Origin of the sequence: Saccharothrix texasensis (assembly GCF_003752005.1) — a bacterium.
Classification (GTDB): Bacteria; Actinomycetota; Actinomycetes; order Mycobacteriales; family Pseudonocardiaceae; genus Actinosynnema; species Actinosynnema texasense.
On sequence record NZ_RJKM01000001.1, the window covers coordinates 7,978,628 to 7,990,771 of the forward strand.

The 12,144-nt window shown below is 66.2% G+C and carries 15 protein-coding genes; 3 read left to right on the top strand and 12 right to left on the bottom strand.

The features are described from left to right. Positions 1–135: 135 nt before the first annotated feature. From EDD40_RS35875 to EDD40_RS35890, 4 genes are all read right to left on the bottom strand, one after another. Positions 136–792, bottom strand: a complete 657-nt coding sequence (locus EDD40_RS35875) for a response regulator (RefSeq protein WP_123746831.1) — start codon at positions 790–792, stop codon at positions 136–138. Continuing rightward, on the bottom strand, positions 780–1,982 hold the full coding sequence (locus tag EDD40_RS35880; RefSeq protein WP_123746832.1) for a sensor histidine kinase: 1,203 nt from the start codon (positions 1,980–1,982) through the stop codon (positions 780–782). Before EDD40_RS35880 ends, EDD40_RS35875 begins: the two co-directional genes overlap by 13 nt. Positions 1,983–2,516: 534 nt before the next feature. Next, a complete protein-coding gene (locus EDD40_RS35885) occupies positions 2,517–3,068 on the bottom strand; it encodes a GNAT family N-acetyltransferase (protein ID WP_170185306.1) in 552 nt (183 codons plus the stop codon). Between the two features lie 237 nt (positions 3,069–3,305). Next, positions 3,306–4,253, bottom strand: coding sequence for a quinone oxidoreductase family protein (locus tag EDD40_RS35890; RefSeq protein ID WP_170185307.1), 948 nt, complete (start codon positions 4,251–4,253; stop codon positions 3,306–3,308). 99 nt (positions 4,254–4,352) lie between these two features. Between EDD40_RS35890 and EDD40_RS44885 the strand changes: the two genes are divergently transcribed. Beyond that, on the top strand, positions 4,353–4,754 hold the full coding sequence (locus EDD40_RS44885; RefSeq protein ID WP_425471294.1) for a cupin domain-containing protein: 402 nt from the start codon (positions 4,353–4,355) through the stop codon (positions 4,752–4,754). A 325-nt stretch (positions 4,755–5,079) separates the two neighbouring features. On the opposite strand, the gene EDD40_RS35900 is transcribed toward EDD40_RS44885, so the two are convergent. The 6 genes from EDD40_RS35900 to EDD40_RS43965 form a co-directional block, all read right to left on the bottom strand. Further along, the gene (locus EDD40_RS35900; protein WP_148089009.1) at positions 5,080–6,081 is read right to left on the bottom strand and encodes a trimeric intracellular cation channel family protein; all 1,002 of its coding nucleotides are present in this window, start codon (positions 6,079–6,081) and stop codon (positions 5,080–5,082) included. A gap of 298 nt (positions 6,082–6,379) precedes the next feature. After that, entirely contained in the window at positions 6,380–6,583 is a 204-nt protein-coding gene (locus EDD40_RS35905) for a hypothetical protein (RefSeq protein WP_123746836.1), read from the bottom strand. Between the two features lie 150 nt (positions 6,584–6,733). Continuing rightward, positions 6,734–7,621 carry a transposase gene (locus EDD40_RS35910; protein WP_211348304.1) on the bottom strand — a complete coding sequence of 296 codons (888 nt, stop codon included), beginning with the start codon at positions 7,619–7,621 and terminating at the stop codon, positions 6,734–6,736. 87 nt (positions 7,622–7,708) lie between these two features. Beyond that, positions 7,709–8,020, bottom strand: a complete 312-nt coding sequence (locus tag EDD40_RS35915) for an integrase (protein ID WP_246038101.1) — start codon at positions 8,018–8,020, stop codon at positions 7,709–7,711. Between the two features lie 724 nt (positions 8,021–8,744). After that, positions 8,745–9,137, bottom strand: a complete 393-nt coding sequence (locus tag EDD40_RS43960) for an integrase core domain-containing protein (protein ID WP_246038103.1) — start codon at positions 9,135–9,137, stop codon at positions 8,745–8,747. 27 nt (positions 9,138–9,164) lie between these two features. Further along, complete coding sequence (locus EDD40_RS43965) at positions 9,165–9,815, bottom strand: helix-turn-helix domain-containing protein (RefSeq protein WP_246038105.1); 651 nt, start codon at positions 9,813–9,815, stop codon at positions 9,165–9,167. Between the two features lie 439 nt (positions 9,816–10,254). Between EDD40_RS43965 and EDD40_RS35925 the strand changes: the two genes are divergently transcribed. Beyond that, complete coding sequence (locus EDD40_RS35925) at positions 10,255–10,554, top strand: hypothetical protein (RefSeq protein ID WP_123746837.1); 300 nt, start codon at positions 10,255–10,257, stop codon at positions 10,552–10,554. A gap of 368 nt (positions 10,555–10,922) precedes the next feature. Then, complete coding sequence (locus EDD40_RS44890; protein ID WP_425471359.1) at positions 10,923–11,372, top strand: DUF2690 domain-containing protein; 450 nt, start codon at positions 10,923–10,925, stop codon at positions 11,370–11,372. A 113-nt stretch (positions 11,373–11,485) separates the two neighbouring features. On the opposite strand, the gene EDD40_RS35935 is transcribed toward EDD40_RS44890, so the two are convergent. Together EDD40_RS35935 and EDD40_RS35940 are read right to left on the bottom strand one after the other, a co-directional pair. Further along, complete coding sequence (locus EDD40_RS35935; RefSeq protein WP_342777821.1) at positions 11,486–11,809, bottom strand: transposase family protein; 324 nt, start codon at positions 11,807–11,809, stop codon at positions 11,486–11,488. Continuing rightward, complete coding sequence (locus EDD40_RS35940) at positions 11,716–12,138, bottom strand: integrase core domain-containing protein (protein WP_342777822.1); 423 nt, start codon at positions 12,136–12,138, stop codon at positions 11,716–11,718. The genes EDD40_RS35935 and EDD40_RS35940 overlap by 94 nt, the downstream gene beginning before the upstream one ends. Between the last annotated feature and the right edge of the window lie 6 nt (positions 12,139–12,144).

Genomic DNA, 12,144 nt, shown 5'->3' on the forward strand with positions numbered 1-12,144 from the left:
CGGCCAGGACGACGCAGCCACGTCTTCATGCTCCCGAGGTGCTTCGAGCCAGTCGGCTGAAGGCCGGGAAGGCAACGGTCGATCGCTGCGGCGTAACGCCGCTCTGCGCTCGCCGCGGTGGTCGACGAACCGTCGCTACTTCGGTCCGCTGCCCTCGAGGTAGCGCAGGACCGCGGTGACGCGCCGGTCGGCCCGGTCGTCGGGTGCGAGGTCGAGTTTCGCGAAGATGCTGCGGATGTGCTTGTGCACTCCGCCTTCGGTGATGACGAGCTTCTCGGCGATGGCGGTGTTGCCGAGTCCTTCGGCCATGAGCGCGAGCACGTCGCGTTCCCTGGGGCTCAGCCGGCCCAGCGCGCTGGTGTGCGGGTTTCGGGCCAGCAGCTGACCGACGACTTCGGGGTCCACGGCGGTGCCGCCGGTGGCCACCCGGTGTAGGGCGGTCAGGAACTCGTCGACCCGCCCCACCCGTTCCTTCAGCATGTAGCCGAGCCGGCCGGCGCCGGCGGCCAGAAGTTCGGTGGCGAACGTCTGCTCCACGTACGCCGAGAGCACGAGCACTGCGAGACCTGGCCGGCGGCGGCGGGCTTCGACCGCTGCCACGATCCCCTCGTCGGTGTGGGTGGGCGGCATCCGCACGTCGACGATGGCGACGTCCGGCTCGTGCTCTGCCACTGCCTCCAGGAACGATCCCGGCGTGTCGGTGGTGGCCACCACGTCGAGCGACTCGGCCCGCAGCAGCAGCGCCAATCCCTCCCGCAGCAGCGGGTCGTCCTCCGCGATCACGATCCGCACGGCAGCTCCACCCGCATCGTCGTGGGCCCGCCGGCCGGGCTGTCCAGGGTGAAGCGCCCGTCGTACGCCTCGACCCGTCGGCGGATACCGGCCAGACCCGACCCGCGGCTCTCGTCCGCGCCACCCCGGCCGTCGTCGCAGATCCGCAGCAGCAGCCGGCTGCCCTGCCTGGTCACCTCCACCACGGCTTTCGTGGCGCCGCTGTGCTTGGTCACGTTGGACAGGGCCTCTGCCACCACGAAGTACGCGGTGGCCTCGACGGAGGCGGCGCACCGCCCCGGTACGTCCACCACCAACTCACACGGCACGCCGCAGCTGCTCGCGAGGCCGTCAAGGGCGCCGGCGAGCCCGCGGTCGGCCAGGACCGGGGGCAGGATGCCGCGGACCACCGCACGCAGCTCGGCAAGTGCCTGTTCGGCGGCGTCCTGAGCTCGGTCCAGCGCGGAATGGGCCGCTGCGGGGTCGCGGTCCACGGCCCGCCGCACGGCGCCGAGCAGCACAGTCACCGCGACCAGCCGGTTCTGCGTGCCGTCGTGCAGCGACCGCTCGATGCGGCGCAGCTCGGCGGCGTGCGCGTCGAGAGCGGCGGCACGGGTGGCGGTCAACTCGACGACCCGCAACGAGAGGTCGGTGCCCGCGGGAGGTGCCAGCAGGTGCCGGCCCGGCCACTCCTGCGCCCGGGCGAGAGCCGGCCCGAGCACGACGATGAAGGCGCCGCAGAGCACGCCGGTGGCTCCGACGGTCAAGGGACCCGTGATGGTCCAGAAGAAGAAGCTGGGGGAGTTGTCCTCGGGCGGCAGCAAGTGGTACCAGAACGGGTACGTCGCGTTCTGCAGCATCACGGCCGGCAACGAGAGCCCGATGAACCCGGCGGCGAAGCCGGCTGTGGCGTGCAGCAACAGCCATGCCAGCTCACGTCGCACCGTCACGTCGCGCAGCGCGGCCCGCACCCGGTGCGGCACGAGGCCGGGGCCGAGAACATCGAGCCGGGCCCGTTCCCGGTTCGCGACCGCCCGCAGCACACTCAGAGCGGAGGGCACCAGGACAACGCCGACACCAACGCAGCTGAGCAGCACGACCACGCCGATCCAGACGAGCACGGCCATTGCGAGCAACGCCGTCACCAGGCCACCTATCAGGCGCGCAACGGCATCGAGCGACGTCCACAGGCGCCGCCACACCCGAGTCATTCCACCTCCCGAGCCCAGACCCTGTCCGATCACCACACTCCACATCGGACCGAGTCGACCTACCCACCGTCGCCCCCACCAGGGCAAGCTGGTCGCTGTCACGAGGTCGTCTGTGTCGATAAGTCGGACGGACGTGCTCAGCCGTCGACGCCTGGCGCAAACAATCGCGAGCCGCATGGCATCGTTGATGCCAAGGCAGAACGTAATGTCGTCCGCTGGTCAGAGCGACCCAGACTGCAGGTGGTTCTTGGTAGCGCAGGCTGTACCTTTCGCTCCGCGGCGGCGATGCCGGCCCCGGCTCGACGAGCAGGAACGCCGTCGACGCAGCGGAGCGGAGGAGGACACCGTGCGTTGTTACGTCCGCACAATCCCGGCGGTCGTGGCGGCAGCTGTTCGCCGTCAGCGGCGGTAGGTGGAGCCGGCCGCCGCCGGACATGGGCCAGTGGGGCAACAGCGGCCGGTCCCTCTCCGCGCACATCGATACAAGTGCGACGGAGTCCGCGGCTTGAGTCGATGGTGGCTCGAGCAGCCCTATCAGTCGTCCGACCCGGATGCGAGCGGTCGGACGCGGGAGAACATCTCCACGTCGGACCGTCGCCCACCCACGGCCTGCCAGTTGCGCAGCAGTCCTTCCCGAACGAACCCTGCGCTGAGCGCGACTTGCTTCGACGGTTCGTTCCACGGCTCGATGCACAGCTCGACGCGCCGGCAGCCGAGCTGGTCGAACGCCCAGTCGGCGAGTCCGGTCACAGCCTCGCGAGCCACCCCTCGGCCGCGCGCCGACGGCAGAACCCAATAGCCGAGCCCGACCCGGCCGAGGTCGAGATCGCGCAGGCGGAGGCTGATATGTCCGACGACAGAGTCGGTGACCCGGTCCGCGATCGCTCGTGGCACCGTGATTCCGTCGGCCGACAGCTCCGTCATCCGGCGCAGGAAGCCATGTCCCGCTTCCGTCGTGCACGTGGCCGGAACCGTCGTGATCGACGTGATGTAGGGGTCGGTCGCGGCCTCCGCCAGCACACTCAGGTCACTCTCCCGCCACGGCCGCAGCGTGAACCGATCGGTCGCTACCTCAACGGTTGCCAAGTCCACAGTCTGCAATACGCGCCTCCTCTGTCAACGCCTCGCAACGGCGACATCCAGCCGCGTGGTGGCACCTAGAAGATCTTCATCGTCCTGGGCGTGCCGTTGTCCGAGTGCTGACTGTGGGTTGTCGAACCATTGGGGCGAGTTCTCGCCGAGAGCTCGGCATCATCTGTCGTTGCTGTCGATCAGGGGTGCTCTCGCGTGAGCCGACGAAGGCGGCAAACCGCGGGATCGGTTTCAGGGAACGAGCACGATCTTGCCGAAGGCGGCACCGGACTCGAGCTTGTCATGCGCGTGCGCCGCGGCTGCGAGAGTGAATGTTTCATCGATCAGACTGGCAATCGTTTTGTCGGCGACGAGTTCCAAAAGCTTCTCCATGCGTGCGCGGAGCTCTGCACGGCTGATCGAGGAGAGGCTGAGCATGAGCAGGGTCGGGGATGCCGTGAACCGGCCGAGCAGGATCGAGCCGAAGTCCGGCGTGGGGAAACCCGCCACTCCTCCGCACAGCACGTATCGGCCGTTGGGAGCCAGCTTCTCCAGGAAGCGATCGAACTCCGGGCCGCCGACCGGGTCGATGATGATGTCGTATTCCTCGTATGTTTGAGCATCGGCAAGACGGTTCACGACGGTCGACGCCCCCAGCGCCGCTAGCCGTTCACCGCGACGAGCGGAGCCGGTCACTGCTGTCACGGCAGCCCCGAGGTGGATGCCCAGCAGGGTCGCCGTCAGCCCGACCCCGCCACCGGCGCCACGGACCAAAGCCTTGTCTGCCCTGCGCACCTCGGCACGTTCGAGCGATGTCAGAGCGGTCAACGCGTTGAAACCAAGCGCGACCGCGTCCGCTTCACCGACCTGGTCGGGAAGAGCGACGACAGCCTCGACGTCTGACGTGACCAGCTCGGCATAGCCGCCACCGGTCCGGTCCAGCATCGCGTAGACGCGGCGGCCGACCCACGCGTCGTCGACCTCCCTGCCGGCCGCCACGACGACGCCGGCCACCTCGATGCCTGGTACGGAACCGGGAGAACCACCGAACTCACCTCGGCGGGACATGACGTCGACGTGTCCCACACCGGCCGCCCTGACTTCTACCAGCACTTCTCCCGGCCGCGGCCGGGGATCGGGGAGGTCGGCGAGGACAAGGTTCTCCAAGCCTCCAAATGCCTTCAGAACAACAGCCTTCATGATCAGTGTTTCTCCTCGGTGGGGCTGCGTCCGATTGGATCGCACTACCACTATATGAAAATTGGGCCAGCACATGCCATGCGCGTATGTTCCGCATTCATGCGCGATTGTGCCTATGCTTCCAGTGTGGACGTGTTCAGTGATGTGATCGGCAGTATCCGGGTCGGGCGGCCGACGTTCTGCCGCACTTCTGGCAGCGGCGCTTGGGGACGGAGCTTCGACGACTTCACCGGGGCCGGCTTCCACGTGCTGCTCCGTGGTGCTGCTGCCGCACGGCACTCAGCATGGGCTGAGCGAGCGACCGGATCGATCACTGGCCGGTCTGCGGGACTGCGCCGTGGGTGTCAGCGGCGTCACCGCGGCCAAAGCCCGCAGTCAGCCAGAACCGTGGCAGATGATGATGCGCGGCAACGCTTGCACGAGGTGCTGGCCAGAATCGACGCCGCGGGGCGATCGACTGGTTCCAGGCGGTACTGGACGGCTCCCACGTGCGCGGGTTGAAGAGGGCTCCGAACACCATGTGATCACCGCTCGCTCAGCAACGTTCCCGCGTTGTCCACGTATCGCCATGGCCGGGGTAGGCCGAAGCAAGGACACACCTGCAGGCAGCACGTCCATCAGCGCCGTTCGACCTTCGGCGGCAGTGGCTCGAACGACCCCACAGCTCGTACCCGACCTGCCGGGGCCGACGCCGGGCCACATCAACCCCGCTGAACAACAAACAACCTGACAAGATCATTCTATTAAGAGCTTCAAGAGGTTGCCGGTGCAGGAAACGCGTGTCGTGGCCGAAACGGTTGCGGGTCGTACAGCGCGGTGCAGTCCATCAGATTGTGGAAATAGGAGCCGTAACGGGATCGCCACCATCGTTGTCCTGCGGAAGCCCCATATCTTTGGTCATCCTCGGCCGCCCGTCATGCGGACGGCCGGTCCGACGAGGCTGGGCTTGAGGCGTTGCGCCCAGGGCAACCCGCTTGCCGTGCGGATGCTGCGCCGTTCGTTGGCCGATGACCTGCTTGGCGGACAGGGCAGGAAACATTTCGAGCGTGCGTTCGACATCCTCCTGTCTGTGCAAGGCCGGCCCTGACGGAACTGGATCAGGCCGCCGTTCGCGTGAAGGCGCGTTCCGGATCCGGTAAATCCGCGCCGTCGGGAGGTTCCATTTCCGGACCACCGCCAACATTCGCACGATGACCACCATCTGAACAGTAACGACCGCCACGACCTCGGGGGACAGGTGCAGGGTGAACCCGAGTCCTACGAGGATCCCACCACCGAACGCGGGCAGCGCGTAGATCTCCTTGTGCAGCATCGTCGGCACTCTCATGACCAGGACCTCGCGCATCAGGCCACCACCGACAGCGTTGATCATGCCGATGATGCCGGCCACGTAGACCGGCGTGCCGTGCTCCATCGCCCTGGTCGCGCCGGTGATGGCGAACATGGCCAGTCCGATCGCGTCGCAGAACCGCAAGGGCATGTCGAACCGCCACAGCCGCGGGTACCAGAGGGCCACAATCGTCGCTATCACCAAGCTGGCCACGAAGTACCACGCGGTCAGCAACCCGATCGGTGGCTCGACCCCGAGGAGGATGTCCCGCAGTACGCCACCGCCGATCGCGGTGAGGACCGCCGCCGTGCCGATCCCGAACAGGTCCAGACGCGACCGTGCAGCATCCATGGCGCCCGCGAGCGCGAAAGCCAAGATGCCCAAAACTTCCATGACCACGAACACAGCTTGACCCCGAGATGTCCGAGAATGTGGCAGTTGCCGAAAGCGAATGTAGGATCTGACGATGATCTCGTCATACGTCAGCAGTGTGGCCACAGCGCGCGTTCCTACGAGCAGCCCTCTGCGGGAAGGAGGACTGGGTCACCTGAAGGTGCCTATTTGCGCACACGCCCCGGTACCTATTCGAGCCGATGCGGAGACAACGTGAGTGCGAATTGCGCCACCACCCGCGATGGCAGCTTCCGTACATGACATTGCACCCGCCGGGTCGCGCCAAGCACCTCGTCCACCAGCGCCGACGCCTGTAGAGCAGGAATACGATCATTCGGACTTGTTCTCGGCGCAAGTACTTCGCCGCTCTGCGGCGACGATAAGTTGTTGCGGAGCACACGCTTCATCTCCGCGAACCTTTGAGGTTCTTGCGGTAGCTGGAGAAAAGCGTGACACCGCTGGCGACGGCGACCATCCCGAAAGCGGCGCTGATGTAGGAGCTCAGGCCGAAGGCTTGAGTGGCGACGTTGGCCACGACGCTGCTGACCAGGAGCACCGCCAGCAGCGCTCGGCCGCGGGTGAGAGAGGAGTTCGGTTCCTTGTTCATGACGGATAAGTTAGTTGTGTTCGCCAGTGCCGCCCATACCGCAGGCTTCCAGGTGTCAGGTAGAGCAGGCTGTACTTGTCCTCGTGACCAGGTGCGATGGTTTCGGCCAGATACCGGGGAACGCCCATGCGGCCTGTGCCGCTCGAAAAGTTATCGCTGTTGGTCAGAGGGCATGTCTGTACTCCTTGATGAGGCCGCCGAGGATGCGGGTGCGGCGCACTCTGCAGGCGTCGAGGTCGTGCACCGTGGCGGGGTGCTGCCGGGCTTCGGGTGGTAGTTGGTCTCGGGCCTGATGGTGCCGATGACCCGTTCGCAGTGGGCGTTCATCCGCGGTGCCTGCAGTGCGCTCTTGATGATGTGTAGGTCGTCGCCTTTGAAGACGGTGTCGAAGCGTGTTCCGAGGTCGGCGGCGAGGTTCCGCGCCTGCTGCGTGGTCCATGCCTGGGTCGGGTGGGCGGTGACGCCGGCGATGTGCAGGCGTCGGGTGTGGTGTTCGAGGAAGGCCAGTGCGTAGAGGCGTGTGCCGGGCATGATGTCGAGGTGGAGGAAGTCCGCTGCGGTGATGCCCTGGGCCTGGCTGGTGGGGAACTGCCGCCAGGTCGGGCCGGTGCGGCGTGGTGCCGGGTCGATGCCCGCGTCGCGCAGGATCTGCCAGATCGTCGAGGGTGCGATGTGGTGGCTGAGTCGGGCCAACTCGCCCTGGATTCGCCGATGACCCCATCGCGGGTTCTCCCGGGCGAGTCGCAGCACGTGGGTCTTGACCGCGGCTCGTGTCGGTGGGCGTCCGGTGCGTCGACGCGCGGAATGGTCCCACGTGCGGGCCACGAACCTGCGATGCCAGGCGAGCAGGGTGCCCGGCGTGACCGGGAAGACCTCCCGCCACCGGCGGCGATCCACCAGTCCGGACAGGGCGGCGAACCAGAACCGGTCCGCGGGCTCGTAGCGGACCGGACCCGCGAGTTGTCGACGAAGGACCGCGTTCTCGTGCCGCAGCACGAGCAACTCGGCGTCCTTCGCCGCCTCGCCGCACAGCAGCACCGCCGGGACGGACAACAACCTCCGGGTCACCTCGTACAGCAGCGACACGATCACCCAGACATGGTCCCAACGCGGCGACACCCCGCTCTACCAGCGGCGATAACTTTTCGAGCGGCACAAGGTCCACTTCTTCGCGACCAGGCGCCGGTGCCATCGAAGAAGGGTGCCCGGTGTCACCACTCGGTGCTCGCGCAGCAGTCGGGGGAGTCGGCGCACCAGCGCGGCGGGCATCGCGTGATCGGCCCACTCCAGTCGCGGGCGGGGGTTGGTGCGGCGCAGTACGGCGACTTCGTGCCGCAGCACCAGCAACTCCACATCCTTGGCCGCCGATGACCGGCCAAGGAGCACCAACCAGCCGAGGACCCGGACGAAGACCAGGCATAGCAGTCGTAGCGCCATGCCTCGCGATCATGCTCCTACAGCCCATGGTGCGCGATCGCCGCAGGTCGGCCCCTCAGTGCAGAGCTCTGGCACCCCACAGGCGCGGATCACCGGACACCGCCGCTGCGTCCGCGACTACGAACGGCTCCGGCATCACCACGAGGCCATGGTCAGCTGGTTCATGGTCCGCATCACCAGCCGCCGACTCGCCCAACCCCAGTAGCTCGGAAACAGCTACTTACAGCCATGAATCAGTGAGCGGCCGATGTCGAGCAGCATCGCGTGGGCGACGGACGCGCGAACGGTGCGCCTGTCGAGACCGCTAACGACGGCACGTCTCCCAACACCGGACGATACAGCAGGAGGTGAGACGGCGGTAATGGCAAACGTGAGCCAAGTTCACTGGTTCGCGTTGATTGGGCCTTCCGCTAGCCGATGTTGTCGTGGCTCGTGCTGCACCCTTATGATTTCACCCTGTGGATGGCTCTCGCCCCCCCCGGGAATGCCATCTGCTCGCGAGTGGCGTGCCCGGCATAACCCCCCTGTGTCGGGCCGCTGCGCTCGTGCGCGCGGACTGCTCTGGATTTCGGCGTCTCAGTCCTGATGCAGCCAGATGGCTTCGTCACCCGCGAGCGGGGAGTTGGAACTGGCACGGACAGCCGTGGTCCAGCACGCTTACGCACCGCCGTCGTCGCTGCGGCCTGTGCGGTGTCAGAAGCCGGCTACAGGACCTAACCTGCGGTTAGGCTGCTGCGTGTTTGTACTCGTTGATCAGTCCGCCGAGGACTGGTCGGCGGCGTATCGAGGTGTAGCCCGGCTCTGCGGTCGGCCGATCTGGTCGTGGTGGCGCGAGTTGCAGTGCTCTGTGGGGTCGTCGGTGGTTGTAGTGGGTCGCGTAACGGTCCAGCACGGTCCGAAGGTGGCGTTCGTTGAGGATGAGCAGTCGGTCGGTGACTTCGCGTCTGACGGTGCCGACGAACCGCTCGGCGTGGGCGTTGGCTCGTGGACACCGTGGTGGGATCTTCACGACCTGAATGCCGGTGCCGGAGAGGGCCGCGCCGAACGAGGTGGTGAACTGGCTGGCCCGGTCGCGGATGAGGAACCGGAAGTCGTCTGCCCGGTTTCCGAAGTCCATGAGCAGGTTGCGGGCTTGTTGGGTGGTTCATGCCCCGTCTGGGTTGGTAGTGGCGCCGAGGATGCGGACGTAGCGGATGGCGACCTCGATCACGAAGAACACGTAGACCCGCTTGAGGGTGACCGCGCAGTCGACGTGGAAGAAGTCGCAGGCCAGCATGCTCTCGGCCTGGGCATGCAGGAACCTTCGCCAGGAGGTGTCGCTGTCGCGTTGGGGCGCTGGCGGTATCCGTAGGTGTTTGAGCACGCGGCGCACGGTTGAGGCGGCTACCCGATGGCCGAGCTTGTGCAGCTCGCCCTGGATCCTGCGGTAGCCCCACCCGGTGTTCTCCCGGGCCATCCGCTCGATCAACGCCACCACGGCATCGTCGATCGGTGGTCGGCCGGTGCGGTTCGGGTAGGTCCACTTCTGTGCGATCAGTCGCCGGTGCCATCGCAGGACGGTGCCCGGCGTCACCAGCCGGTGGTTGCGTAACCAGTCGGGTAGGCGTCGCACCAACGCGGCGAGCACCGCACGATCGGCCCACTCCAGTCGCGGGCGGGGGTCGGTCCGGCGCAGCACGGCGACTTCGTGCCGCAGTACCAGCAGTTCGACGTCCTTGGCCGCGGAGGACCGGCCGAGCAGGACCAGCCAGTCGCCGAGTCGGACGAAGATCAGGTAAGGCAGTCGTAGCGCCATGCCTCACGATCATGCTCCTGCGGCACATGGTGCACGATCGCCGCAGCTCAGCGCCCCAATGCAGAGTTCAGGCGCCCCACATTCTCAGGCTCATCATGCCCGACAACAGGTAGGCGATGAAGGCCGCCGAAACAACCGGGGCCATGCCCGGATAGCCCAACGCGGTTCGTTAACGAGCTGAAAGCACGACCATTGCGTCTCCGGCGGCATCAGTGCGATGGGTGAGAAGTGGTACCGCGACAGTAACCCCCGGCACGGTACCAGTACTGAGTTGGAATCGGCAGGTGTTTCGAATGGAATATCCGGGGTCTCGTGCGTTCGGTGGCAGTAGAACTACCGGCAGGAAAACTTCCCAATCAACCTGCTCGTTCGCGAAACTTAGCATTTCGCTATAACCATCGACGGGAAATCGATCGTCATCAACCCGAGGAGGGCCACCTTGATTTCCCAGAGCACTCAGATCGAGCAGTCCGCCAGCTCGACCGCAGTAGCGGCATGCGCCCCGGCGGCGTGGGACTGTCAGATGCACGCTTACATGGAGACGCCGGCGAACGTCGCGACGAATCTCGCCGCCGTGCCCTCCGGCCTCGTCGAGCGCCGTGTCTACATGCTCATGGTGCAGGGTGACGACCGCGCCGAGGCCCACTGGTTCGAGCGGTTCGCCGCGGGCATCAAGGTCCGTGAAGATCCCACCGCAGTGTCCACGATCTATAATATCTCGCCGAATGGATCATGGTGAAGATCCGATGGGCTCTGACAAGTGGACCCGGTGGTGCACGACGTGCTGTCGACGAGGGCCGTCCGGTGTCCGGGTGACTTCGTCGTGGTCGAGCCCGTGTGATCGGTGTCGTGGATCGGAGCGCCAGGCGCGGCTTGCCCGGGTGCAGGGCTGGGGGTGCCGGGAGGGCCGCCGCGGTCGACGCAAGAAGTGCGCGACCGCAACGCCGCCGCTCGACACTCGGAGAGTCCGCGCAACCCGATTGGCTCTTACCTCCGGTGGCGGTATGTCGTTCGATGTAGGGCACAGCGACGCAACCGGACAGGAGCATCATGCCCAGGGTCGGAAGAAGAACGCTCACGGCATCAGCGGTCTCGATTGGTATCGCCATGACGGTGGTGGCACCGGCCTCCGCGGCGTCATACGATCCGTACACCAGCACGAACCCATTGACGACCGGGTGCGGGGCGGATGCGATTACGATCGCGACCAGGCCGATCAGAAGTCCGCAGGCGTTGTACGGGACGATGGAGGTGCGCTATTCGCCTTCATGCGGAACCAACTGGGTTCGCGCCGTCATCAACGCCTCCAGCAGTACGAACACGGTCACTAAAGGCATCCGACGCCCATCAAGTCAACCGGACGGTCAAGGCGGCTGGTTAGGATTCTATGAGGACCTCGAGACCGACCCTGCCGTTGGGAGCTCTTTCGGCATGCAGGTGTACGCCCCCGGAAGCACCTGCATCTATGCGATGAGCGTCGTGCACACGGATTCTGGACAGATCGCAGCCTTCACGGGGGCCGGAGATCCCAATAACCCTTGGGTGGCTTTCTGCTGAGCACCTCGCGATTTGGTGCTGGCCCGCCTGCCACCTCAGAACCTGCGCACCGTCCTGGGCTGCTGCTCATACCCGGCGACCCACGCGCAGCACTGACGTGATCTCAACGAGTTTCAGGCGGGCCGTCCGTGCTCGAAGTGGGTGAGGGTGAGGGCGGCTTTGACGATGTCGCCGATCTTGCGTGGGCTGGTGGTGAAGTGTCGTAATGCGCGCCAGCGTCCGGTGAGCAGGGCGAATCCGGGTTCGCCGAGGCAGCGCAGGCCGCGCGGCAGGGCGTTGTAGGCGCGGGTGTCGACATCGAGGACCTGGTTGTCGGTGGGCTGTTTCACCGGGGTGAGCACGCCTATGCCGGTGCCGTCGTAGCCGCCGTCGGAGAGGGTTGGCAGGTCGAGCAGGGAGGCGGCCCAGTACAGGGCGCCCTGTGGGGTGCCGATAATCGCCGCACGGTCTGACCTGTGGTTGGGCGGCTGCGTGTTCGTACTCGTTGATCAGTCGGCCGAGGACTGGTCGGCGATGTATCGAGGTGTAGCTCGGTTCTACTGCTGGCGTGTCCGGTCGTGGTGGTGCGAGCTGGAGTGCTCGGGTGTGGTCGGCGGTGGTTGTAGTGGGTCGCGTAGCGGTTCGGCACCGTCTGTAGGTGGTGTTCGTTGATGATGAGCAGTCGGTCGGTGACTTCGCGTCGGACGGTGCCGACGAACCGCTCGGCGTGGGCCTGCTCTTCAGCTACGGAGTGTGACAGAGCGGAAAGGTGATCTGAAGCGCGGATGGCCTA

Excerpts from the sequence above, each read along its gene's own strand:
- EDD40_RS35880 (WP_123746832.1), bottom strand. The coding sequence starts at position 1,982 with ATGACTCGGGTGTGGCGGCGCCTGTGGACGTCGCTCGATGCCGTTGCG.
- EDD40_RS35890 (WP_170185307.1), bottom strand. The coding sequence starts at position 4,253 with ATGAAGGCTGTTGTTCTGAAGGCATTTGGAGGCTTGGAGAACCTTGTC.
- EDD40_RS44885 (WP_425471294.1), top strand. The coding sequence starts at position 4,353 with ATGCGCGATTGTGCCTATGCTTCCAGTGTGGACGTGTTCAGTGATGTG.
- EDD40_RS35905 (WP_123746836.1), bottom strand. The coding sequence starts at position 6,583 with ATGAACAAGGAACCGAACTCCTCTCTCACCCGCGGCCGAGCGCTGCTG.
- EDD40_RS35915 (WP_246038101.1), bottom strand. The coding sequence starts at position 8,020 with ATGGCGCTACGACTGCTATGCCTGGTCTTCGTCCGGGTCCTCGGCTGG.
- EDD40_RS43960 (WP_246038103.1), bottom strand. The coding sequence starts at position 9,137 with ATGGACTTCGGAAACCGGGCAGACGACTTCCGGTTCCTCATCCGCGAC.
- EDD40_RS43965 (WP_246038105.1), bottom strand. The coding sequence starts at position 9,815 with ATGGCGCTACGACTGCCTTACCTGATCTTCGTCCGACTCGGCGACTGG.
- EDD40_RS44890 (WP_425471359.1), top strand. The coding sequence starts at position 10,923 with ATGACGGTGGTGGCACCGGCCTCCGCGGCGTCATACGATCCGTACACC.